Annotated in this window: 23 protein-coding genes; 11 read left to right on the top strand and 12 right to left on the bottom strand. The window is 61.7% G+C overall.

From position 1 onward, the window contains the following. Positions 1–95 precede the first annotated feature (95 nt). Together pgi and tal are read right to left on the bottom strand one after the other, a co-directional pair. The gene (gene pgi, locus AC2EBU_RS10580; RefSeq protein WP_484610383.1) at positions 96–1,697 is read right to left on the bottom strand and encodes a glucose-6-phosphate isomerase; all 1,602 of its coding nucleotides are present in this window, start codon (positions 1,695–1,697) and stop codon (positions 96–98) included. A 1-nt stretch (position 1,698) separates the two neighbouring features. Next, the gene (gene tal / locus AC2EBU_RS10575; protein ID WP_484610382.1) at positions 1,699–2,646 is read right to left on the bottom strand and encodes a transaldolase; all 948 of its coding nucleotides are present in this window, start codon (positions 2,644–2,646) and stop codon (positions 1,699–1,701) included. A 101-nt stretch (positions 2,647–2,747) separates the two neighbouring features. On the opposite strand from tal, the gene AC2EBU_RS10570 reads away from it, so the two are divergent. Further along, the gene (locus AC2EBU_RS10570) at positions 2,748–3,596 is read left to right on the top strand and encodes a MurR/RpiR family transcriptional regulator (RefSeq protein ID WP_484610381.1); all 849 of its coding nucleotides are present in this window, start codon (positions 2,748–2,750) and stop codon (positions 3,594–3,596) included. Positions 3,597–3,747: 151 nt separating this feature from the next. Here the strand turns inward: AC2EBU_RS10570 and AC2EBU_RS10565 are convergent, their stop codons facing one another. From AC2EBU_RS10565 to AC2EBU_RS10525, 9 genes are all read right to left on the bottom strand, one after another. After that, a complete protein-coding gene (locus tag AC2EBU_RS10565; RefSeq protein WP_484610380.1) occupies positions 3,748–4,782 on the bottom strand; it encodes an ABC transporter ATP-binding protein in 1,035 nt (344 codons plus the stop codon). Further along, the gene (locus AC2EBU_RS10560; RefSeq protein WP_484610379.1) at positions 4,779–5,747 is read right to left on the bottom strand and encodes an ABC transporter ATP-binding protein; all 969 of its coding nucleotides are present in this window, start codon (positions 5,745–5,747) and stop codon (positions 4,779–4,781) included. Before AC2EBU_RS10560 ends, AC2EBU_RS10565 begins: the two co-directional genes overlap by 4 nt. Before the next feature lie 12 nt (positions 5,748–5,759). Further along, entirely contained in the window at positions 5,760–6,671 is a 912-nt protein-coding gene (locus tag AC2EBU_RS10555; protein WP_484610378.1) for an ABC transporter permease, read from the bottom strand. A gap of 114 nt (positions 6,672–6,785) precedes the next feature. After that, positions 6,786–8,366, bottom strand: a complete 1,581-nt coding sequence (locus AC2EBU_RS10550) for an ABC transporter substrate-binding protein (RefSeq protein ID WP_484610377.1) — start codon at positions 8,364–8,366, stop codon at positions 6,786–6,788. A 26-nt stretch (positions 8,367–8,392) separates the two neighbouring features. Further along, positions 8,393–9,616, bottom strand: coding sequence for a M20 aminoacylase family protein (locus AC2EBU_RS10545; RefSeq protein WP_484610376.1), 1,224 nt, complete (start codon positions 9,614–9,616; stop codon positions 8,393–8,395). After that, positions 9,616–10,596, bottom strand: coding sequence for an ABC transporter permease (locus AC2EBU_RS10540; protein ID WP_484610375.1), 981 nt, complete (start codon positions 10,594–10,596; stop codon positions 9,616–9,618). Before AC2EBU_RS10540 ends, AC2EBU_RS10545 begins: the two co-directional genes overlap by 1 nt. 164 nt (positions 10,597–10,760) lie before the next feature. Continuing rightward, complete coding sequence (locus AC2EBU_RS10535) at positions 10,761–12,344, bottom strand: ABC transporter substrate-binding protein (protein WP_484610374.1); 1,584 nt, start codon at positions 12,342–12,344, stop codon at positions 10,761–10,763. Between the two features lie 224 nt (positions 12,345–12,568). Next, complete coding sequence (locus AC2EBU_RS10530) at positions 12,569–13,546, bottom strand: porin (protein WP_484610373.1); 978 nt, start codon at positions 13,544–13,546, stop codon at positions 12,569–12,571. A 292-nt stretch (positions 13,547–13,838) separates the two neighbouring features. Beyond that, positions 13,839–14,288, bottom strand: a complete 450-nt coding sequence (locus AC2EBU_RS10525) for an OsmC family protein (RefSeq protein WP_484610579.1) — start codon at positions 14,286–14,288, stop codon at positions 13,839–13,841. A gap of 226 nt (positions 14,289–14,514) precedes the next feature. Between AC2EBU_RS10525 and ilvA the strand changes: the two genes are divergently transcribed. Both ilvA and AC2EBU_RS10515 read left to right on the top strand, forming a co-directional pair. Beyond that, positions 14,515–16,062: a threonine ammonia-lyase, biosynthetic gene (ilvA, locus tag AC2EBU_RS10520; RefSeq protein ID WP_484610372.1), complete on the top strand. Its 1,548-nt coding sequence runs from the start codon at positions 14,515–14,517 to the stop codon at positions 16,060–16,062. Between the two features lie 107 nt (positions 16,063–16,169). After that, positions 16,170–16,910: a hypothetical protein gene (locus AC2EBU_RS10515; protein ID WP_484610371.1), complete on the top strand. Its 741-nt coding sequence runs from the start codon at positions 16,170–16,172 to the stop codon at positions 16,908–16,910. A gap of 29 nt (positions 16,911–16,939) precedes the next feature. On the opposite strand, the gene AC2EBU_RS10510 is transcribed toward AC2EBU_RS10515, so the two are convergent. Further along, positions 16,940–17,398, bottom strand: coding sequence for a type II secretion system protein N (locus AC2EBU_RS10510; protein WP_484610370.1), 459 nt, complete (start codon positions 17,396–17,398; stop codon positions 16,940–16,942). A gap of 82 nt (positions 17,399–17,480) precedes the next feature. Between AC2EBU_RS10510 and gspG the strand changes: the two genes are divergently transcribed. The 8 genes from gspG (at position 17,481) to gspN (ending at position 23,065) form a co-directional block, all read left to right on the top strand. Next, the gene (gspG, locus tag AC2EBU_RS10505; RefSeq protein WP_484610578.1) at positions 17,481–17,918 is read left to right on the top strand and encodes a type II secretion system major pseudopilin GspG; all 438 of its coding nucleotides are present in this window, start codon (positions 17,481–17,483) and stop codon (positions 17,916–17,918) included. 20 nt (positions 17,919–17,938) lie between these two features. Then, positions 17,939–18,373 (top strand): prepilin-type N-terminal cleavage/methylation domain-containing protein, encoded by a 435-nt coding sequence (locus tag AC2EBU_RS10500; protein ID WP_484610369.1) that lies wholly within the window; start codon positions 17,939–17,941, stop codon positions 18,371–18,373. Between the two features lie 38 nt (positions 18,374–18,411). Further along, entirely contained in the window at positions 18,412–18,759 is a 348-nt protein-coding gene (gene gspI, locus AC2EBU_RS10495) for a type II secretion system minor pseudopilin GspI (RefSeq protein WP_484610577.1), read from the top strand. Next, the gene (locus AC2EBU_RS10490; RefSeq protein WP_484610368.1) at positions 18,759–19,457 is read left to right on the top strand and encodes a PulJ/GspJ family protein; all 699 of its coding nucleotides are present in this window, start codon (positions 18,759–18,761) and stop codon (positions 19,455–19,457) included. The genes gspI and AC2EBU_RS10490 overlap by 1 nt, the downstream gene beginning before the upstream one ends. Next, positions 19,454–20,419: a type II secretion system minor pseudopilin GspK gene (gspK, locus tag AC2EBU_RS10485; RefSeq protein ID WP_484610367.1), complete on the top strand. Its 966-nt coding sequence runs from the start codon at positions 19,454–19,456 to the stop codon at positions 20,417–20,419. Before AC2EBU_RS10490 ends, gspK begins: the two co-directional genes overlap by 4 nt. 65 nt (positions 20,420–20,484) lie before the next feature. Then, positions 20,485–21,699: a type II secretion system protein GspL gene (gene gspL / locus AC2EBU_RS10480; protein WP_484610366.1), complete on the top strand. Its 1,215-nt coding sequence runs from the start codon at positions 20,485–20,487 to the stop codon at positions 21,697–21,699. After that, the gene (gene gspM / locus AC2EBU_RS10475) at positions 21,696–22,211 is read left to right on the top strand and encodes a type II secretion system protein GspM (protein ID WP_484610365.1); all 516 of its coding nucleotides are present in this window, start codon (positions 21,696–21,698) and stop codon (positions 22,209–22,211) included. Before gspL ends, gspM begins: the two co-directional genes overlap by 4 nt. A 101-nt stretch (positions 22,212–22,312) precedes the next feature. Further along, positions 22,313–23,065, top strand: coding sequence for a type II secretion system protein N (gene gspN, locus AC2EBU_RS10470; RefSeq protein ID WP_484610364.1), 753 nt, complete (start codon positions 22,313–22,315; stop codon positions 23,063–23,065). Positions 23,066–23,098 lie beyond the last annotated feature (33 nt).

Below are 23,098 nucleotides of genomic sequence, written 5' to 3'. Positions count from 1 at the left end.
TCGCCCGGGACGGGGATGCGCATCACCCGACATCGGGTCAACAGATTCCAATTTCGTAGCAAGAAACGACGTTTTTGCGCGGGGTATTGCCCAAATTAGCCTTGAACTGGGCGCAGCCGGGCCACCAGTGCCTGTGACACGGCATCCAGCGCCGCCGGGTCGGCATCGGAGCGGCCCAGCAGGTGCGGTTCGATGCCGCGGGCCAGGCGTTTGCCCAGTTCCACCCCCCACTGGTCAAAGCTGTCGATGCCCCACAGGGAGCCGCTGACAAAAACCCGGTGTTCATGCAGCGCGATGAAAGCCCCCAGGCTGGCGCCGTCGAGCCGTTCGAGCACAAAAAAGGTGCTCGGCCGGTTACCGGGAAAGTCCTGGTGACCCGCCGCATCCGCCTGGCCGTGCATCAGCGCCTGCGCCTGGGCCAGCGCGTTGGCCAGCAGCTTCCCGTGGTGACCGGGCAAGTGATGCGCCGGTTCGCGCACCACCAGGAATTCAACAGGCACCACATCGGTGCCCTGGTGCAGCATCTGGAAAAACGCATGCTGTCCATTGGTGCCGGGCTCGCCCCAGAGCACCGGCGCCGTCGCCACGGCCAGCGGTCGGCCCGACAGGTCGACCCGTTTGCCGTTGCTTTCCATTTCCAGCTGCTGGAAGTGGGCCGCCAGTTCACCCAGCCCCGCATGGTAAGGGGCCACACACCGGCTGGTGTAGCCGTGAAAGTTGCGATACCAGACGTCCAGCAGGCCCAGCCTCACCGGCAGGTTGGCGGCCAGCGGCGCGGTGCGGAAATGTTCGTCCATGGCGTGGGCGCCGGCCAGCAGGGCCCGAAATTCCGCCGCACCGCAGGCGATCGCGATCGGCAGGCCGATGGCCGACCACAGCGAATAGCGTCCGCCCACCCAGTCCTCAAATCCGAACAGCGTGCGGATGCCGAAGGCCTGCGCCGCCGGCGGGTTGGTGCTGAGGCCGACAAAATGTCGGGCCACGTCGGTGCCGCCACCGGCCTGAAACCAGTCCCGCGCCGAGTGGGCATTGGCCAGCGTCTCGGCGGTGGTGAAGGTTTTGGAAGCCACCAGGAACAGGGTGTGCTGCGGCTGGCAGTGGCGCAGCACCGCGTCAAGCTCATGACCGTCGACATTGGCGACAAAGTGCATGCGCAGGCGGGGGTGACCCAGGTGGCGCAGCGCCTGCACCACCATGCGCGGGCCCAGATCCGAGCCCCCGATGCCGATGTTGACCACATCGGTCAGGGTCTCGTCACCGCGTACCGCCTCGGCAAAATCCAGCATCGCGTCCAGCGTGGCGTGCACACCCTCCAGTCGCTCGCGTTGTGCCGGATCCCCAAGGGCGTTCAGCGTCTCGCGCGGCGTGCGCAGCAGGGTGTGCAGGGCCGCGCGGCCTTCGGTGGTGTTGACCTTCTCGCCGGCGAACAAGGCGTCGCGGTGGGCTTGCAGACGGCATTCCGCTGCAAGCTCCTGCAGCAAAGCCTCGGCGGTGGCGTCGATGGCATTGCGCGACAGGTCGGCAAAAACGCCTGCTGCCTCCAGGCTGCAGGCATCAACCCGGCGCGCGCCGTCGCGGGCCAGCGCCTCGCGGGGGCCGAAGGGCCGGCCGCTTTGCCAGTGGGCGGTCAAACGCGTCCACGCCGCGGTCTCGTCGCAGCGGGGGCGGCCTTGCAGCACCAATGGCAGCGGGTTCATGTCAGGCGGCTTTCATCAAGGCTTCGAGTTTGACGGTATCAACGATGAAGGCGCGGATGCCCTCGGCCAGCTTTTCGGTGGCCATGGCGTCGTCGTTCAACGCCAGCCGGAACGCCGGTTCGTCGTAGGTGATGAACGGAATATCCAGCGCGCGGGCCGCCTGCGGATCGAGCGCGCGGGTCAGCGGCGCGTCACAGGCCGCCAGCTGCGCCAGCAAGTCGGGGCTGATGGTCAGCAAGTCACATCCGGCCAGCGCGGTGATCTGGCCGGCGTTGCGAAAACTGGCACCCATCACCTCGGTGGCTATGCCATGTTTCTTGTAGTACTGATAGATGCGGCGCACCGACAGGACGCCGGGGTCGTTGGGACCGGCCATGGCGGCCTCGTCCCAGGATGCACCCGCCTGTTTCTTGGCCCAGTCGTAGATGCGGCCGACAAACGGCGAAATCAGGCGCACCCGGGCCTGGCCGCAAGCCACCGCCTGGCTGAACGAAAACAGCAGCGTCAGATTGGTGTGGATGCCCTCGCGCTCCAGGCGGGCGGCCGCCTGGATGCCTTCCCAGGTTGCGGCGATCTTGATCAGGATGCGATCCACATGCACGCCTTCGCCCTGATACAGGTCGATCAGCCGGCGTGCGCGGTCCACGGTGGCTTCGGTGTCGAAGCTCAGACGCGCATCCACTTCGGTCGACACCCGGCCAGGTACGTGGTGCAAGATTTCGACGCCGAAACGCACCAGCAGCCGGTTCATGACTTCATCGATGCCGTAAGAGCCAAAGCGTTGCACCGTTTCCCGCAACAGGGGCGCGTATTCGGTTTTTTGCACCGCCTTGAGGATCAATGAGGGGTTGGTCGTGGCGTCCCGGGGCGAATAGGCAGCGATCTGGTGAAAGTCGCCGGTATCGGCCACCACGGTGGTGAATTGTTTGAGTGCGTCAAGCTGGTTCATGGGGGCATTATCCCGCCGCATCGCCACCCCACGATGACAGGCAAACCATGGCGGTTACGGCTGGGCCATGCGACAATGAAATCCGATTACATCGCCACACCATGCTGGACCGTATCACTGCCTGTCTGCCTTCGCTGGCACCCGCGGAACAGCGGGTCGCCCGGTTGGTGCTGGTCGATCCGCGACGCTTCGCATCCCTGCCGGTGGCGCAGCTGGCGGAACTGGCGCAGGTGAGCAAACCGACCGTCGTGCGCTTTTGCCGCAGCCTGGGTTACGACGGCCTGGCGGATTTCAAGCTCAAGCTGGCCGGCAACGTCAACGAGGGTGTGCCGTACATCCACCGCAGCGTCGATGCCGACGACAAGGTGGGCGACGTGATGGTCAAGGTGATCGACAACACCGTCGCCGCCTTTCTCAAATACCGCAACCAGGCCACTGCCGCCGCGTTCGAGCACGCGGCCGAGGCCCTCGCTGAGACCCGGCGCTGCGGACGACGGATCGAGTTCTATGGGGCGGGCAATTCCGGGATCGTCGCCCAGGATGCCCAGCACAAGTTTTTCCGGCTCGGGCTCAACACCATCGCCTACAGCGACGGCCACATGCAGGTGATGAGCGCATCGCTGTTGCAGGCGGGCGATTGTGTGGTGATTGTTTCCAATTCCGGCCGCACCCGGGACCTGATGGATGCCTGCGATATCGCGCGCCGCCACGGCGCAACCACCATCGTCATCACGGCCAGCGGCTCACCCCTGGCCAAGGCCGGCCGAATCCATCTCGCGGCCGATCACCCCGAGGGCTACGACCGCTACAGCCCGATGGTTTCGCGCCTGTTGCACCTGATGATCATCGACATTCTGGCCACTTGCGTCGCCTTGCGCCTGGGCAGCACACGGGTACAGCCGCTGCTGCGCGAAATGGAAGACAACCTGCGGGCCAAGCGCTGGGCCTGAGTCGCCGATGGCGGCTGGACAGCCGCTGTCCGGACGCCCCGGACCGCGGTCAGACGAGAAATTGGCCAATACCCGTGGAAAAACGGTGCTCTGTAGCTATGCTTTTCATATCAACCAGGCGATGATGCCTGTTTGAGGCACACGCTGCAGCTCAGATCCTTCCCTCTTCCACCGCATGACAGGCAATGCGGATACCGCCGAGTTGCAAAAGCGCGGGCCGCTCGACGCGACAACGTTCCGTGGCATGCGGACAGCGCGGGTTGAAGGCGCAGCCCGGCGGCGGATTCAAGGGGTTGGGCACCTCGCCCTGGACCGGCGTGCGAGCCCGCCCGGTGTCATGCATCTTCGGGATCGCATCCAGCAGCATGCGGGTGTAGGGGTGACGCGGGCTTTCGAACAAGGTGGCCTTGTCGGCCAGTTCGACCAGCCGCCCCAGGTACATCACGCCGACCTGATCGCTCACGTGGCGCACCACCGCCAGGTTGTGGCTGATGAACAGGTAAGTCAGGCCCTGCTGGCGCTGCAGGTCTTTCATGATGTTGAGCACCTGCGCCTGAACGCTGACGTCCAGCGCCGACGTCGGTTCGTCGCAGACCAGGAACTCGGGCTGGGTGGCCAGGGCGCGGGCGATCGAGATGCGCTGGCGCTGCCCGCCCGAGAACTGGTGCGGGTACTTGACCATGTCCAGCGCCGACAGTCCCACGGACTGCAACAGTTCGCCCACGCGGTGGCGCAGTTGCGCCGGGTCGGGAGCGAGCCCGTGTTCTCGCAAGGGCTCGCCAACGATGTCCCCCACGATCCAGCGCGGGTTGAGGCTGGCATACGGGTCCTGGAAGATCATCTGGATGCGTCGGCGCAGGGTACGACCTTCGGGCGTGCGAAAAGCGGCGTGGGCGTCCTGGCCGTCAAAGGTCATGCCACCACGGGTGGGCGTGTACAGGCCCACCAGCAGGCGCGCAACCGTACTTTTGCCGCAGCCGGACTCGCCGACCAACGCAAGTGTCTTGCCCTTTTCGATGTCGAAGCTCACACCGTCGACTGCGTGCAGCAACATGCGGGGCTTTCGCTCGATGACGCGGTTCAGCCACGGCGCGGAAACATCGAAGGTCATGGCCAGGTCACGCGCTTCGACCAGGGGCCGGTTTGCTGTGGCAGACGCCATGGATGCGGACGACGGCGCGTTCATGCCTTCCCCCCGTCATGCAGCCAGCAGGCGGCGCGGTTGTTGCCGGCAGCCATCAGTTCCGGACGCTCCCGGGTGCATCGGTCGAAGCTGCGAGGGCACCGCGGGTTGAAAGCGCATCCCGTCGGGATGGCATTGAGCCGGGGCATCGCGCCATCGATCTGGTTCAGGCGTTCGCGGTCTTGCGTCATGTCGGGAATCGAGGCCATCAGGCCCTCGGTATAAGGGTGTGCAGGACGGTTGATCACATCATGGACCGGCCCGATCTCGGCAATCCGGCCAGCGTACATGACGGCCACCCGGTCACAGGTTTCGGCGATCACCCCCATGTCATGGGTGATCAGCATGACCGCAGCACCCCGGTCTTTGCAGATGCGTTTGAGCAGGGTAATGATCTGCGCCTGGATCGAAACGTCCAGCGCCGTGGTGGGCTCATCGGCCACAATCAGCTGCGGCTCGGCCGCCAACGCAAGGGCAATCACCACCCGCTGGCGCATGCCGCCCGAGAACTGGTGCGGATAGTGGTCAATGCGCTCGGCCGCCGCGGGGATGCCCGTGTCCTGCAACAGGCTGATCGCCCGGTCTTTGGCCTCTTGTTCGGACACGGGCAGATGGGTGCGTATGGTTTCGATCAGCTGGCGACCGACGGAATACAGGGGATTGAGCGAGGTCAGCGGGTCCTGGAAGATCGCCCCGATTTTGCGGCCACGGATGCTGCGCATCGCGTCGTGGCCAAGGTTGTCGATACGCTGCCCCTGCAGCAGAATCTGGCCGGACGCGACACGCCCCGGTGGCTCCAGCAGCCCGATGATGGACGCGCCAGTGAGCGATTTGCCGGCGCCTGACTCACCGACAACGCCCAGTATTTCGCCCGGCGCAATTTCGAACGAGATGTCATCCAGCGCCCGCAGGGTGCCGCGGCGCCCGGGAAATTCGACGACCAGGTTTTTGACTTGGAGAAGACTCATGATGGAGGGCGCTCAGCGCAGTCGGGGGTTGAGCGCATCGCGCAGCCAGTCACCCAGCAGATTGACGGACAGGGCAATCAGCACCAGCATCACACCGGGGAAAACGGTAATCCACCACTCTCCGGAGAAGAGGTAATCGTTGCCGATGCGGATCAGTGTGCCCAGAGAGGGTGACGTCGGCGGAGCGCCCACCCCCAGGAAGGACAGCGTCGCCTCGGAGATGATGGCAGTGGCCACCTGAATGGTGGCCAGCACCAGAACCGGGCCCAGCACATTGGGCAACACATGGCGGCGCATGATGCGCATGGGCGCCACACCGGTGACCCGCGCAGCCTGTACATATTCCTTGTTGCGCTCGACCAGTGTCGAACCGCGAACGGTTCGGGCATATTGGACCCAGCCGGTCAGGGTCAGCGAGACAATCAGCACACCGAACGCCAGGGTTTCATGGGCGTTGGGGAACAAGGCGCGACCCACCCCGGCAATCAACAATGCCACAAGGATCGACGGGAAGGACAACATCACATCACACAGCCGCATCAGCGCGCCGTCGATCCAGCCGCCCTTGAATCCGGCCAGCAAGCCCAGCGATACCCCGACAAATACCGACAACACAACCGAAATCAGCCCGACCACGAGAGAAATGCGGGCGCCGTACATCAGCGCTGACAGGATGTCCCGCCCCTGGTCATCGGTTCCCAGCAGATACTTGGTGCTTCCGCCGGTGCTCCACGCCGGGGGCAGGCGTGCGTCACTGAGCTCCAGGGTAGCCAGGTTGAAGGGGTCGTGGGGAGCAACCCACGGAGCAAACATCGCGCAGAAAACGCAGATGAAGGCAATCAGCCCCGCACCGATGGCCGTCGGCGAGGTACGAAAGCTGTAACCGATATCGCTGTCAAGCCATCGGGTAAAGGGATTGGTCATGGAGTAACCGTTTGGAGGCCGTTACCTGCTACGGTTACGGCACGTGTTGTTTCTGGTGAGTCGTCACAGCAAAGGCCACAACGGGGGCACCCCTGATGGCACCCCCGCAGTCGCTCACTTGACGCTCATGTAGCGGAACGGCATGAAGTTGTCGGCCCGCTGGACCAGGGTGACTTTCTTGTTGACGCCCCATGCCAGCGCCTGTTGGTGCAAGGGCAGATGGCCGATGTCGTCGGCATGAATCTGGAACGCCTCGCGGATCATGGCGTTGCGCTTGGCCTGGTCGGTCTCCGACTGTATCTTCAGCGTCAGTTCGTCAACTTTCGGATTGCAGTAGGAGCCCAGGTTGAACTGGCCCGATCCCTTGTCGTCCACACAGCGCATCAGCGCATTGAGCGGGTTGTGGCCATCGTAGGTTCCGGGCGTCCAGCCCAGCAGGTAGAAGCTGGTGTCACGCCGCAGGATTTTGGGGAAGTAGGTCCCTTTGGTTTCGGCCTTGAGATTGACCTTGATATTGACACGGGAGAGATTGGCCGCGACGGCTTCACAGATTTGGCCATCGTTGACATACCGGTCGTTGGGACAGTTCATGTCGATGGTGAAACCGTTGGGATACCCGGCATCCGCCAGCAGCTTTTTCGAGGCTTCGGGATCAAAGGGTAGCCGCTTGTTGAGGTCAGGCGCAAACCCGTTGATTCCAGGGCCCACCATCAGCGCGGTCGGGTTGGAGGCTCCGCGCATCACCGTGCGCTTGATTCCTTCAATGTCGATGGCCTGGTAGAAAGCCTGGCGAACACGCTTGTCCTTGAACGGGTTCTTCCCTTTCACGCTCGAATACAGAAGTTCGTCGCGCTTCTGATCCATCCCCAGGAAAATGGTCCGCAACTCGGGCCCGGTCAGCGCTGCGGTGGTGGCACCGGCATTCAGCCGGGCGACGTCTTGAACAGGCACCGGCTCCATGACATCGATTTCTCCCGAAAGCAAGGCGGCAACCCGTGTAGCGTCGTTGGCAATGGGCGTGAAGATGACTTCGGTGACGTTGCCTTCGATCTTGCCCCAATAGTTGCCATTCCGAACGAACGTGGTGCGCACATTCGGCTGCCGTTCGCGCAGACGGAACGGCCCGGTGCCGTTGGCTCGGAACGATGCCGCGTTTTCGATACCTTTTCGGCGATCGACCGGGCGCAAGGCCTGATTGGTCTCCGCCCACTTCTTGCTCATGATCATGACCAGCGCAATGGAGTTGGGAAGGATCGGGAACGGTGCCTTGGTCTCGATCTCGATGGCATGGTCGTTGACTTTGCGCACTTCCTTGATGTCGTTGGTGTAGCTGCGCATGTCGGAGCCTTCACCGGAGGCCCGAGCAAACGAGAAAATCACATCGTCGGCGGTCATGGGGGTGCCATCGTGAAAAGTCACGCCCTTGCGCAAGTCAAAGCGCCAGACCGTGGGCGAACTCTGCTTCCAGCCGGTGGCCAGGCCTGGAACGAACTGAAGGTTCTTGTCGATTCCGACCAGGCCTTCGTAGACATTGTTGGTCACCGACAGTTGGAGCGATTCGTTGAGCGAATGGGGATCCATCGACAAGGCGTCGCCCTGGTTGGCAATTCGAATCGTCTGCGCCGATGCCGTCGCCGCTGCCAGGCAAAGTGCCGCAGCCAATGCGGTCGAAAGCGTGGTTTGCTGGAATGTCATGGAAACTCCTTTTTTCGTCGGTTGAATCACGGGAAGAAAGACTCATCGCCCAGTGGCAACAGCTGTTCCACCAGGCTGGCATGCAAGGCGGCGCCAAAGGGCAGCACCTCGTCATTGAAATCGTAGCGACTGCTGTGCAGGAACGCACCGCCCGAATCCCTTTGCCCGATACGCAAGTAGGCGCCGGGACGGGCCTGCAACATGAACGCGAAATCTTCCGCGCCCATGCTGGGTTCAAGATCGGTGATGACCCGGTCATCGCCCACCAGTGTCCGGGCGACTGTGGCAGCGAACTCGGCCTGTGCCGGGTGGTTGATGGTTGCGGGATAGAGTCGCTCGAAGCGGACCTCGGCCTGCGCCCCGAAGCCCTGCGCCACAGCGGTGCACAGTTCGACTAGACGACGCTCAACCTGGTCCTGCACGTCGGCGCGAAAAGTGCGGACCGTACCGGTAAGGACCGCTTCTTCGGGGATGACGCTGAACGCGCTGGCATCACCGGCATTGACCGAGCACAGGCTGATGACGGCGCTGTCGATGGCCTTGAGATTGCGCGACACGATGCTCTGCACCGCCGTAATGATGTGCCCGGCTACCAGCACCGGATCCACGGCCTGATACGCATGCGCACCATGCCCACCCCGTCCGAGGATACGTATCGTCACCCGGTCTGCGGCGGCCATCATCGGACCAGGATTCACTGCAATGGTGCCGACGGGTAACGCCGGCCAGTTGTGCATGGCAAACACAGCCTCGACCGGGAATCGGTCGAACAGTCCCTCGTCCATCATGGCCTTTGCACCGGCGAACCCCTCTTCGCCGGGCTGAAAGATCAATACGGCCGTGCCATCAAAGTTCCGCGTTTCAGACAGATAACGAGCCGCCCCCACCAACATGGCGACATGTCCGTCATGACCACAGGCATGCATCAGCCCCAGCTTTGTGGATCGCCAGGGACAGGTGTTGTGCTCAGCGATTGGCAACGCATCCATATCGGCACGCAGTCCTATCATGCGGCCGCCTGTTCCGCGGCCCCGTACAACGGCCACAATGCCCGTCTTTGCGATTCCGGAATGGATTTCGTCGACGCCACACGCTTTCAGCGCTTCGACGACCCGCGCGGCGGTGTACTGCTCTTCGAATCCGAGTTCAGGGTGTGAATGCAGATCGCGCCGCAAGGCGGTCAGTTCCGGGTGATGGCGTGCCAGTTCAGCAAACACCCGACCGCTGGCGCGGTAACGCGGAGCGAGCATCAGTGCCCCCCGGCCTTGCCCACTCGCAGACGCGGATCAACCACAAAATACAGCAGATCCACGATCAGGTTGATCACCACAAAAATCAGTGCGATCAGGCATAGATAGGCTGCCATGACGGGTATGTCGGCGAAGGTTACCGCCTGAATGAAGAGCAGCCCCATGCCGGGCCATTGGAAAACGGTTTCCGTGATGATGGCAAAGGCGATCAGACCACCAAGCTGCAATCCGGTAATGGTCATGACGGGTACCAGCGTGTTCTTGAGCGCATGGCCGAAATGAATCGCCCGGTCGGTCAGACCACGGGCCCGCGCAAATTTGATGTAGTCGGTGCGCAGCACTTCGAGCATTTCTGCCCGTACCAGCCGCATGATCAGCGTGAGCTGGAAAATGGCAAGAGTGATGGCGGGCAAGGTGATGTGATGCCAGCCCTTTGCGGTCAGCAGTCCGGTACTCCACCATCCGAATTCGACCGTGGTTCCACGGCCAAAACTCGGAAACCAGCCCAGTCCGACCGCAAAAACCAGAATCAGAAGAATGCCGATCAGGAATGTCGGTAAGGACACACCAAGCAGCGAGATGGTCATGAACACCTGGCTGAGAAACGTTCCGCGACGCAGTGCGGCATAGACCCCCATTGGAATACCGACCACCAGCGCCATCAACGCGGCGACCAGGGCCAACTCGAGTGTCGCCGGAAACCGCTCCGCTATCAGACGCGATACCTTGGCACCCTGGCGAAGACTGAGACCGAATTCGCCCTGTGCGGCGTTGACAAGGAAATGCCAAAACTGGACGATGAAGGGTTGATCGAGTCCCAGATCGGCCCTCAGCTCCCGGATTTGCTCGGGGGTGGCATCTTGACCGAGCAAAAACACGACCGGGTCGCCCACATACTGAAACAGCAAGAAGGCAATGAACGCCACCGAGACCATGACAACGACAGCTTGCAGGAGGCGGCGGAGAATGAATGCAAACATAAGGGCGCGAGAAGAGGTCGGATGATCCTAACAGAGGCTTACGGCAATTCCTGTTGGGGTTTTCCGGGGCACTGTCGGCGCCGTACGCGGTCAATGCGATGGTTCAAAGGAAAAGAGGCCCGAAGGCCTCTTGTTTCTCTTATCTAGACTGAGGCACGAACGGTTCAGTTCACCTTGATAAGGCGCCAGTCCAGACGGTTGTCGGCACGATGTACGACTTCCACGCTCTTTTTCATCGCCCAGGGGATGATCTGGTTGTGCAGCGGAATATGAGCAACCGTATCGTTTTGCAATTGCAACCCCTCCGTGAGGAGGCGATTGCGAACCGGAAGGTCAGTTTCCGTCTTGATTCTGTCAACCACATAGTCCATCCGCTCATTTTTGTACCGGCCGACGTTGTAGTTGCCGTCACCACCGGTCCCGACGCTGCGCGTGAGTGACTGCAGCGAGTACAGCGCATCAAAAGTGGGGACTCCCCAACCCAGCATGTAAATGCTCGCCTCGTAGCGTTGAATCATGGGAAAGTAGGTCACCAGGGGCTGAGTTCTCAGTTTCGCTCTGACCCCAATTTTTGCCCACATGGCCGTGACCGCCTGGCAAATCTCTTCGTCATTGATGTAGCGGTTGTTGGGGCAGGCAAAATCAACTTCGAATCCTTGCGGATAACCGGCCTCAGTCAACAACTTTTTCGCGGCTTCGGGATCGAAGGGAAAACGGCGATGGACAGCTTCCGTCCAGCCGGCAACCTGTGGCGCAACCAATGCGCCGGTAGGCTGACTGAGTCCCCGCATCGTTACCCGTTGGATCGTATCGATATCAATGCCCTGGTATAGGGCCTTGCGTACGCGCAGATCTTTGAGCGGGTTTTTGCCCTTCACATTGGAGCCTGGCAACTCATCACGGTGTTGATCCATGCCCAGAAAAATCGTCCGGTTCTCGACACCGTCCATCACTTTCAGGTTCGCATTGGCACGCATCCGGCCCAAATCTTGCGGGCTGGGGTCGAGAACAAAATCCACTTCTCCTGAGAGCAACGCGGCGACACGTGTGGCTTCGGATTTGATCGGTGTATAGACAATTTCTGTTACGTTGGTGACGGCATCTTTCCAGCCCCACCAGTTCGGGTTTTTGACCAGTACCAGCTTCTGGTCGGGTTGCCAGGATTGGACCATGTACGGACCGGTCCCCATGGCGTTGCGATGGGCAAAGGTTTCGTCTTTGGTACGAATGTCCTTGGGCTCAAGCGATTTGTTCTTTTCCGCCCAAGCCTTGCTCATGATGCGCAGTTCGGTCATCTGATTGAGCAACACGGGGTTCGGTCCCTTGAGCATGACATCCACAGTGTTGTCATTGACCTTGACAGCCCGGTCAATACCCTGGGTGTACACCGCGTAATTGGAGGTTCGCGCCATGGCGCGACCGAGCGAAAAGACCACATCGTCCGCAGTCAGTGGGGACCCATCGCTGAATTTCACGCCGGAGCGCAGCGTAAAACGCAGCTGCGTTGGACTGACCTCCCGCCAGGAAGTCGCCAGTTGCGGTTCCACCTTGAAGGTCTTGCTGTTGTAGTACACCAGCGACTCATAGACCGCTGCGTGAACACCGTTACCCAGCGCGTTGTTCTGCGAGTGAATATCCAGCGTGGGAATGTCACTGGCACTCGACCACTTGAACGGTTTGGCAACAACAGGCGCAGCCCCCAGCGCCAGCAATGCCGCAGAGCAAACAAGAGTGAATTTGAGCTTCATGGTGTCCTTTCGAAAACGAGAACAACACTATGCCTCAAACCAGCCTTGAACGAGCCGGGGGTTATCCCAATAGGGATATCCAAGGCAACTTGCGCTGCACATCCTCGAAAGACCCGCACCTCACGGGCTTGCATATCCGAGCACCCATGAAAAAACCGCCCGAAGGCGGTTTTTCCAGCGTTTGACCACTCTCAAACAGGCACTGGTGTGCCTTGTGAGAAAGATCAGAAGTTGTGACGGACGCCAGCAGCGTAGCCGGTCACGTTGGTGGTGCGGCCAGCCTTGCCCTTGCCATCACGCATCACGACGCCATAGGCGAACGTGCGCTTGGACAGGGGGTACTTGGCTTCAACAACCCAATCGGTGTCCTTGGCCTTGGTGTCACGGGCCAGGTCAGCCGTCAGGGAGATGCCACCCAGGTTGGCAGAAGCACCCAGCGAGAAGCCCTTGTTGACGGTCACGCCAGCGGCGGTTTCGTAGTTGTTGTAGCTGGCTGCAATCTGAGCAACGCCAGCGTTGAACTTACCACCAATCGTCAGACCCTTGGGGCCGCTCTGAACCTTGTTGTAAGCCAGAGATGCGGTGACCGGGCCGGCAGCGTACGTAGCGGCCAGATCATATTTACCCTTGTTCACGCCACCGACGGTGTAGACGCCGTTGCCCTTGAGCACGGTCGAAGCCGACAGGGACAGGCCACCCCAGTTCGGGGAATTCCACATCACCTGACCGGTTTCACGCGGGCCGGGGCCGGCAAAACCGAACTGGTTCGCCACCACCGAGTAGTTGGCGGTGCCGGTCAGTTCCCAGGAAGCAACGCTGAAGAACGAAGTCGTCAGCGAACGGCCGGCACGGATTTCACCGAAACCGCCCATCAGGGACATGTTGGCAGCGCGGGAGAACAGTTGGCCACCGCTCAGGTTGCCAGCGCCGTTAGCCAGCGACAGGCCGCCTTCGAAGTTGAAACCAGCCTTCAGGCCGCCACCCAGGTCTTCCGTGCCACGCAGGCCGAAACGGGAGGTGCCGTTGTTCAGGGTGCTGGACGTGATGGCTTGGAAGTCATCATTGGCCAGACCCAGGCCACCAGCGGCTTGGCTGACTTTACCAACGGCCATGTCGGCAACGCCGTACAGGGTCACGGAAGATTGGGCCATGGCGGCGCCGGATGCGGCCAGAACAGCCAGAGCGATCAGGGATTTTTTCATTGCAGGTTTCTCCAAGGTTAAACATCGGGCTCCGGTGCGAAGGACACGCGTCGCCTTTGAACGACATGCGACCGCCGGGTCCCCGGGCCAACCTCCTTTTGGGAAGTTGATGTAATTGCACCAGAGGATGACCTTTTCCGCAAAGGAATCATGGCGAGAAGTTTCGTTTCGTTGCAGGTGTGCAACAAACACCCCTCAACCCGCCCGTGAGGCGCCCGGCAAAAGGCAAAAGCAAAATTTGCGCCTGCTGCATCTTTGACCTGCAAGCTCTGGTTTACCCTGGGAAGTCAAGTCAGGTTTCCTGTATCTCGTACCCGGTGGTAATCGCGGCCGTTTTTCCGACCATGATGCTGGCGGAGCAGTATTTTTCGTGACTCAGCGCGATGGCTCGCTCGACCGATGCGGCAGAAAGCCCTTTCCCCGAAACCAGAAACTGCATGTGAATGCGGGTAAAGACCTTGGGATCCTGCTCTGCGCGCTCCGCAATGAGTTTGACCGAACAGCCCCGCACGTCATGCCGCCCGCGACGAAGAATCAGCACCACGTCATAGGCCGAACAGCCTCCAACGCCAGCAAGCAGCGTCTCCATCGGACGGGGGGCCAGGTTCTGGCCGCCAAGTTCCGGGCGCGAGCTGTCAGGAGCACCATCCATTGCCAGAACATGCCCGCTACCCGTCTCCGCCACAAATCCCATGCCTGACCGCGTTCCGACACCGCCGGTCCAACTGACATTGCACTCCATATCCCGCTCCAGTTTCAATCCGAGTCCTGAATGCATCACACGCGAACCCCGCCGGGGCCCACGCAGCTGCGACAACACGCCAAATTATCGCCACATGCCAAGTTGCCTTGAGGCATCACGTACGGCGGCTTCGCTTCCCGCCCCCCGTGGCCTTGTCGGCCACCGCGCACGCTTGCGACACAATGCGGGATTGGCCCACGCGGCCGCTCCCCCCACAACTGAACTGATGGAATCCTCCGACTACCTGCAACGGGTACTAACTGCCCGGGTTTACGACGTCGCTTCGGAAACCGATCTTGTGCCGGCCCGCAATCTGGGACGGCGCTTGCACAACCGGGTCCTGCTGAAACGAGAGGATCAGCAACCCGTGTTCAGCTTCAAGCTCCGCGGCGCATACAACAAAATGGTCCGCCTGAGCCCAGAGCAACTTGCGCGGGGAGTTATTTGCGCGTCAGCCGGAAACCACGCCCAGGGTGTAGCACTAGGGGCGCACAAGCTCGGGACCCGGGCAGTGATCGTCATGCCGACAACAACTCCGGCGGTCAAGATTGAAGCGGTCAAGACCTTGGGCGGAGAAGTTGTGCTACACGGCGAAAGCTATTCCGACGCCTACGCGCATGCACTGGTTCTGCAACAGGAACACGGATTGACCTTTGTGCATCCGTTTGACGACCCCGACGTCATCGCCGGGCAAGGCACCATTGCAATGGAAATCCTACGCCAACACCAAGGTCCGTTGGACGCCATTTTTGTCGCCATCGGTGGCGGCGGACTGATTTCCGGCGTTGCGAGCTACGTGAAGGCGGTGCGCCCGGAGATACGGGTGATCGGGGTCCAGATGAATGACTCTGACGCCATGATTCGCTCCGTCAGAGAGAAATCCAGGATCACATTGCCGGATGTCGGCCTGTTTTCCGATGGCACGGCCGTCAAGCAGGTCGGAGAAGAAACCTTCCGGGTTACCAGTGCGCTGGTCGACGAGTTTATGACGGTCGACACTGATTCGGTCTGCGCTGCGATCAAGGACATTTTCGTCGATACCCGAAGCATCGTTGAGCCGGCAGGTGCGCTCGCAGTCGCCGCCGTCAAACAGTACGTGGCGACACGAAAATGCCGGGGCGAAACCTACGTGGCAATTTTGTGCGGCGCCAACATGAATTTCGATCGCCTCAGGTTTGTGGCCGAACGTGCCGAGGTTGGCGAAGAGCGCGAGGCTTTGATGGCGGTCACCATCCCGGAGGAGCGCGGCAGTTTTCGACGCTTTCTGGAACTGATCGGGAACTTGCCTGGCCAAGGCCAGGGCAAGAGCCCGCGCAATGTAACCGAGTTCAACTACCGGATCAGCGATTCGACGCGGGCCCATGTGTTTGTTGGCCTGAGCACCCATGGGCGCGGCGAAAGCGCGAAGATAGTGGCAACCTTCGGAAAACATGGGTTTGACGCCATTGACCTGACCCATGACGATCTGGCGCAGGAGCATATTCGACACATGGTGGGAGGCCGATCGGACCTGGCAAAAGACGAGCGACTGCTGCGTTTTGTGTTCCCGGAACGTCCAGGGGCTCTGCTGAAATTCCTGTCGTTGATGCGTCCGGGCTGGAACATCAGCCTGTTTCATTACCGCAATCAAGGAGCAGACTACGGCAAGATCCTGGTTGGCCTGCAGGTGCCGCCGTCCGAGGACGGCGAGTTCCAGGTCTTCCTTGACACATTGGGATACCCGTATGTCGAGGAAACCGACAATCCGGTGTACCGACTTTTCCTGCAGCGCTGAACGTATTCATGCTCGGCTGGACGGTGCATGTTCATAACCGGCCGCCCAACGACATGGCGAAAGCCGGGGCTGGTGCTCAGACGGACCTTTCAATAGAATCCTGACCCATGGCTTTGTTCAACTGGCTCGGGCGCAAGCCTGCTGAACCCGAATCACCAGGTACGGGGGAAAAAAACGCGTCTGAGGCTGGCCCATCGGACTCAAAAGCCCGAACGGCCGCCCACTATCGCGCTGAACGAGCTCGCTTGCGCGAGCTTCTGCACAAGCTTGTGCGCGAATCCATGGTCAAGATGGGCGTACTTAGCAGTGGATTCCAGTTCAAAGTACTTGCCACGGACAACAAAGGGCGTCAATTCTTGGTGATGATGGAGCTTGCTCCACAGTTGTCCGCCGAACTCGACCGATTCATCGAGATCGAAAACCTGATCGTGCAAACGGCGAAGGCACGATATGACATCACAGTTGGAGCCGTGTACTGGCGCATTCGGAGTCCAAAAAAATCCGAAAGTCTGGCAACTGATGGCAGCTTGCATGCCACCAGTGCGACTGAGCCGGCCGTTGTGCCGGCCCCGACGCGGCATGCTCGTCACGATCCGATTGCACCGGATGAAATTCATCGGCTGAAACAAGCGTTGGCCGCAAGCAATGTCCCGACAAGCGCTCGCTCCCAGGTGCAGTCAGGCGCGAAAACCACGCCAGTGGAATTCCCCGATCCATTGGCCGTGCGACCGGGTTCGAGACACCTGACTGGCGAAGAAACCACCGAAATTGCAGAGACACAAGTGCTCAGTGACGAATCGGACCACTTTGCCCCACTGGGCCCGACTCAATACGGCGATCTGCGCTGAGAATCCACCTGCGCCTTGCTCCCCTGCGGTCAGCGGCGCGCCTCCAGGGGAGGCATTGCGATTTCGAGCTTGCCCCCCTGACCTTTAAGTGGCCCCAGAACCGCACTCCTCGAACCCAGTTTCTCGACGACCCATCCATCTGCGACCTCGGCCCCCACGCGATAAGGACGTGCCGGCTTTCCGTCGATCGCGATGAGCGCGACCCCGCTGCTCTCACCCGAGGCGACAACGCCCACCAACCCGAATCGCCCTCGATCCCCACCAGAAACAGGGTTGCCTGGCTGCGCGGTTTGTCCACCCCCACCCAGGCTGCGGGCCAAAGTCGCCGGCGTAACTTCTGCGCCGACCGCAGATACCGGCATTGCCAACTGCGACGGGGCAGTGGCATGTCGTATCTTCAAGCCCCACCCAATCACACTCGTGGCAACAGCCGCCCACACCACAAAAGTGATCAGGGAAGGCGCAACTTTGGACATGTAGCGGCTCATGGCGGCGATTATGATTGAAGCCATCAGCCCCAGCCCTCACCTGAGACTGGCCACGACCCGGCAAATCCAGAAAACCCGGTTTATGAAAAAAACTGTTTCCCCTACTCCGCGAAAGAGACGCGGCTTCACGTTGATTGAGTTGATGGTTGTGCTGGTCATCATCGGCGTCCTCGCCGCGCTGATCGTGCCCAACGTGCTCGATCGCGCTGACGACGCACGCGGAACCGCTGCGCGCACCGATGTCAACAACATCGTTCAGGCCCTGAAACTCTACCGGCTGGACAACCAACGCTATCCCACTTCGGACCAGGGCCTCGAGGCCCTGGTCCGCAAACCCGGCGCCACCCCGATACCCGGGAACTGGCGCCCCTATCTCGAAAAGCTCCCCAACGACCCATGGGGAAGGCCATACCAATACCTCAACCCGGGCGTCAAAGGCGAAATCGACGTCATGTCACTCGGGGCTGACGGCAAAGCCGGTGGAGAAGGCAATGATGCCGACATCGGCAGTTGGCAATAGTTCCGCACATCGGCAAACCCATGTCGCCGAAGAAACGCTGGCGTGGCTTCACACTGCTCGAGTTGCTGGTTGTTCTGGTCATCATCGCATTGGGAACCGTTGGCGTCACCATGGCCATCCCCGACCCGGCGGAATCGGCACTGGAGCGGGAGGCTGTGCGCCTGAGCGCCCTATTTGAATCCGCTCGCGCGCAATCGCGCGCCAGCGGGGTCCCGGTGACCTGGACAACGACGGTCGATGGTTTTCATTTCGCCGGTGTTCCCAAAGGGGTCTTGCCGGAACGTTGGTCCAATTCGTCGATCCGCGCCGAATCCGAGCGCCCGATTACCCTGGGTCCGGAGCCGATTCTTGAACCGCAGTTTGTGGAGTTGCGGCATTCCGAATCCCCATCGGCAAGGCGTCGGATCGCAACCGATGGCCTGCGGCCTTTTCGGATTTCGGATTCACCCGAGTGACCTGCAGCTCAGACCTCCATCGTGTACAGGCCCCCGACATGGCCGGGTTCACGCTGGTAGAGATACTGGTTGCCTTGGCAATAGTCGCTGTTTCTCTGGCCGCAGGTCTTCGCAGCGCCAACACCCTGATTCAGAACAGTGAACGCCAGAGTGACGCCATGCTGGCGCAGATATGCGCCGAGAATGCTCTGGCCCGCTTGCGCCTTTCGGGCAACTTGCCTGGCGTCGGCGACAGCGAAAGCGAATGCCAACAGGCGGGTCGTGCTTACGGGGTACTGGTGAGCGTTCGGCCCACGCCCAACCCCGGTTTCCGCCGCGTCGACGCGCGGGTAAGCCGGGAAGCGGTGTACCTGCTGCAATTTTCGACCATTGTGGGGCGACATTGATGGATATCCACTCCGGCAAGCGATCGCGGACCGCAATGGTCGGCTTTACCCTGGTTGAAGTGCTGGTTGCCATATCGGTGATGGCGCTGCTTGCTACCATGAGCTGGCGTGGCCTGGACAGCATGGCGCGCTCCCAGGAGACGGGGCAAACACGGTCCGATGAGTTGCTCGTGATGCAGGCGGCGTTCGCCCAATGGCGAACCGATCTTGAGTCCCTGGAAGAGCTGCCCGCTACGGCGCCTCTGGACTGGAACGGGCGTTCGCTCCGCCTGGTGCGACGGTTTGACCAGCCTGGCAGATCGGGGCTGCAGGTGGTCGCCTGGACTCTACGGGATGGACAGTGGCGCCGATGGCAGTCCGCCCCCGTCAAAACGCGGGCGGAATGGGAAAGCGCCTGGTCTGAAGCATCAATCTGGATAGCGAACCCCGGCGAGGCGCAGAAACGTCGGGAGGTGGCGGTCCTGCCCATCGACGAGTGGCAGGTTTTCTATTTTCGCGGCGACACCTGGACCAACCCGCTTTCCAGCGACGGCGCTGGCGGGGCGGCCACCCCACCCACCGGTGCGGGGACTCCCACCGCCGCCGCGTCGCTCCCGGACGGCATCAGGCTCGTGCTGAAACTGTCCCCGGGACAAGCGGCTAGCGGCCCGGTCACGCTCGACTGGGTCCGTCCGGCCTTGAACCGGACCCGTTCATGACCCGACCGGCCCGTCCTGCGCCACTACGTTGTCAATCGGGAGCGGCCCTTCTGATGGCGATGCTCACGGTCACGCTGGTGGCCTCTTTGGCGGCCGCCGGGCTCTGGCAGCAGTGGCGCGCGGCGGAAACGGAAAAAGCTGAACGTTCACGCACCCAGAGCGCCTGGTTGCTCGTTGGAGCCCTGGATTGGGCTCGGCTGATCCTGCGCGAGGATGCGCGCAGTGGCGGCGCCGACCATCTGGCCGAGCCCTGGGCGGTTCCGCTGGAGGAAGCGCGGCTTTCTACATTTCTTTCCGCCGATCAACAGGTCACGGACGATCAGCGAGACGCCTTCCTGTCTGGTTCCATTGTTGACTTGCAGGGGCGACTCAACGTTGGCAATCTCATTGAGGGCAAAGAGATCTCCGCGACGGGGGTTCGCACCTTCGAGAAATTTTTCGAACATCTGGGTCTCCCGGTCGGACAGGTGCGGGTCATGGCCGAAGCACTTCACCGTGCCGCCATCGGAACCACCGGAGCTGACGGCAAGCCGCCCGCGGGCGTCCCACTGATGCCCAGCCGCGTGGACGATCTGCTCTGGCTCGGAGTATCGGCGCAAAACCTCGAGCGATTGCGCCCCTACATCAGCTTGCTGCCGGAGCGCACGCCGCTCAATATCAATACGGCAAGCGCAGCCGCGATTCACGCGACGGTTCCTTGGCTGGACATGGCCCAGGCGCAACGTCTGGTGACGGAGCGGCAACGCAACGCGTTTCGCAGTCTGGCTGAAGCCGCGCGGATTGTGCCAGGCCTGGATGCCGTGGACAGCGCGCTGATTGGTGTATCCACCCGGTACTTCGAAGTCCGTGGGCGCCTGCGTCTGGATGACCTGATCGTCGAGGAGCGTTCACTGGTGCAACGCGATGGCCTGACAGTGCGCACCCGGTGGCGTGAGCGGGTGCCCGTTGCACCGGCAACCTGACCTGAGCGCCAAGCACTGCGAATGCATTCACATCGCCTCTCTACAATGCTGCGACCTCCGAAACCATGGCTCTTGTACTCATACTTCCCCTGACGACCGCTGAGGCAACGCCTTCGTACGAGTACGTCCAGTACACCGGCGCAGGCACACCCGAACAGCACACACAGTCGGCGGTTGCGCTGATACCCGCGGCATCTCACATCGATCTGTTGGTCCCAAGCCGCGCATTAAGCTGGCATCGGGCCAAAATGCCGGCGGCCGTACTGAAAGACAAACAAAGGACACGGCAGGTCATCGAGGGCATCCTGGAGGAACGCCTGCTCGATGAACCGTCAGCCCTGCATTTCTCTTTGTCCCCACGAGCATCTGAAACGGGCGAATACTGGATTGGCGCCTGTGACGCGCTCTGGCTTGCCGGTCATTTACGCGGCCTCGAAGCAAGCGGACGTCGAGTCGGACGGATTGTTCCTGAGGCCGCACCCGGGGAAGGCCCGGCGTGGGTGCATGTCACCAGCTCCTCACAAGGTCCCTGGCTGGTCATGACCAACCTGCAGGAATCCGTCGGGTCCTTGACGATTCCATTGGAGTCACCTGGCCAGACCGTGGCTGTTGCAGCGGCCATAGCGGCCGACTCTCCACGGTTCACGGCAGAGTCCGACGTCGTTGCCGCCGCCGAATCCGTCCTGGGACACCCGGTTGCTCCGATTTCCCGCGCCCAATACATCACCAGTCGGCTCGACACCGAATGGGATCTGGCCCAATTCCAGTTCGCCACGACCGGCAAGGCGCGGCTGGCGAAAACACTGGGGCAAGTCGGGCATGCCTTGGCGCAGGGACCGCATTGGCGGGCCGCGCGATGGGGACTCCTGGCGCTGCTGGCAAGCCAGATTGTCGGGCTCAACGTCTGGGCATGGAACGAACGCCGTCAGCAGCAGAGTACCCGGGACACTGTTGTCGAAACGGCCCGTCGCGCCTTTCCCTCCCTCAAACTGGTGGTTGATGCCCCGGTTCAGATGCAGCGGGAACTGGCCCAACTGCGCCAACGCTCCGGCATACCGGGGCCGGGGGACTTTGAAACCATGCTGACGGCGATGGGAGACAGCCTGGCCGCGAACGCCCGGATCGGTCAACTGGACTACGACGGCCAGTCCCTGCGCACCACCGTGATCGGCCAGGACGGTGCCAGCCGCGATGAACTCGAATCGCGGCTGCGGGCCAAGGGGTACCAATTGGTACAGGACGGCGAACGACTCGTGCTGAGCGAGGGGAGAAGCCGATGAAACCGATTTCGCAACAATCCGCTGCGTGGTCCACCTGGCTTAGGGCAACTTGGACCCGCCTGGCGCCGCGAGAGCGCATCCTGGTGGCACTTGCCACGCTGGTAGTCGGTGCTGGAGCGCTCTGGTGGGTTGCCTTGCAACCGGCGATCAAAACCCTGCGCGAGGCGCCCGCGACGCGATCCGCGCTGGAGCAGCAACTGCAGCAGGTCCAGCTCATCGAGCAACAGGCCAGATCCATCGAATCGCTGGCGCCGATTGCACGCGAAGAGGCTCTCCGTCAGATCGAATCGTCGACCAAGATCCGTCTGGGTGCCAACTCCCAGGTGACGGTCCAGGGTGAACGGGTCGTTGTGTCGGTCAAATCGGTCACCGCCGAGGCGCTGGCCGATTGGTTGATACAGGTCCGTGTCAATGCGCGCGCCATGCCATCCCAGGTACAGCTGCGCAGAACCACGGCCGTGGCCCCTGCATTGTGGGAAGGATCGATCAGCCTTTCCCTCGTGGTCCGATGAAATCCCTGTTCAGCCGCACGCGTGTTCACGCGCCCGGATCCAGGGTCCGAGACCGCGCGGTCCCGCAAACGCATTGGCGCTCCGCGGTGCTGGGACTGCTCGTGGGATCGATTGCGACCCTTGTCGTACAGGCGCCCGCCGGCTGGTTGGCCTACGCGGTCGAAGTGGCCACCGATGGCCGGATTCGGCTCCCCGACGCAAGCGGAACGGTCTGGAGCGGCTCTTCCCGGTGGATGCTCACAGGCGGCACCGGAAGCAAGGATGGCCTTGCGCTACCGGGGCGGGTTGAATGGTCTGTTCATCCGACCTGGAGCGGCTTCGGCCTGCGGCTGTTTTCGCAGTGTTGCACGGCGCAGCCCCTGCAACTGCAGTTGGATGCCGGCTGGCGGACGGCATCGGTCCGGGTGGTCGACGCCAGCATTCCCACGACCGGCGCGGCTACTTCACGGTGGCCGGCCCAACTCCTCAGCGGCCTGGGAGCCCCCTGGAACACCCTGCAACCCGAAGGCACAATCGAACTGGCCACACAGGCCCTGACAATCACTTTTGCCGGTGGGCGCATGGCGCTGACCGGGCAGGCCGTGTTCACCGCACGAGACATGTCATCCCGCCTCTCGACCATCCGGCCGATGGGGACGTACCGTGTGCAACTGCTGGGTGGCGCGCCGGTCTCGCTGAACGTAACAACGGTTCAGGGCGCCTTGCAGTTCAGCGGACAAGGCCAGTGGGTCGGATCGCGCCTGCGATTCACCGGGGAAGCGTCCGCCGAGCCGCCGTTTGAAGACGCTTTGTCGAATCTGCTCAATATCATCGGGCGTCGCAGCGGCCCCCGCTCGATCATCACCATTGGATAACCACATGAACGCCGATCCGCTTGTTCGCCTTCG

It is taken from the genome of Curvibacter sp. T50 (assembly GCF_057219955.1).
This window is presented reverse-complemented; position numbering and strand designations above follow the sequence as displayed.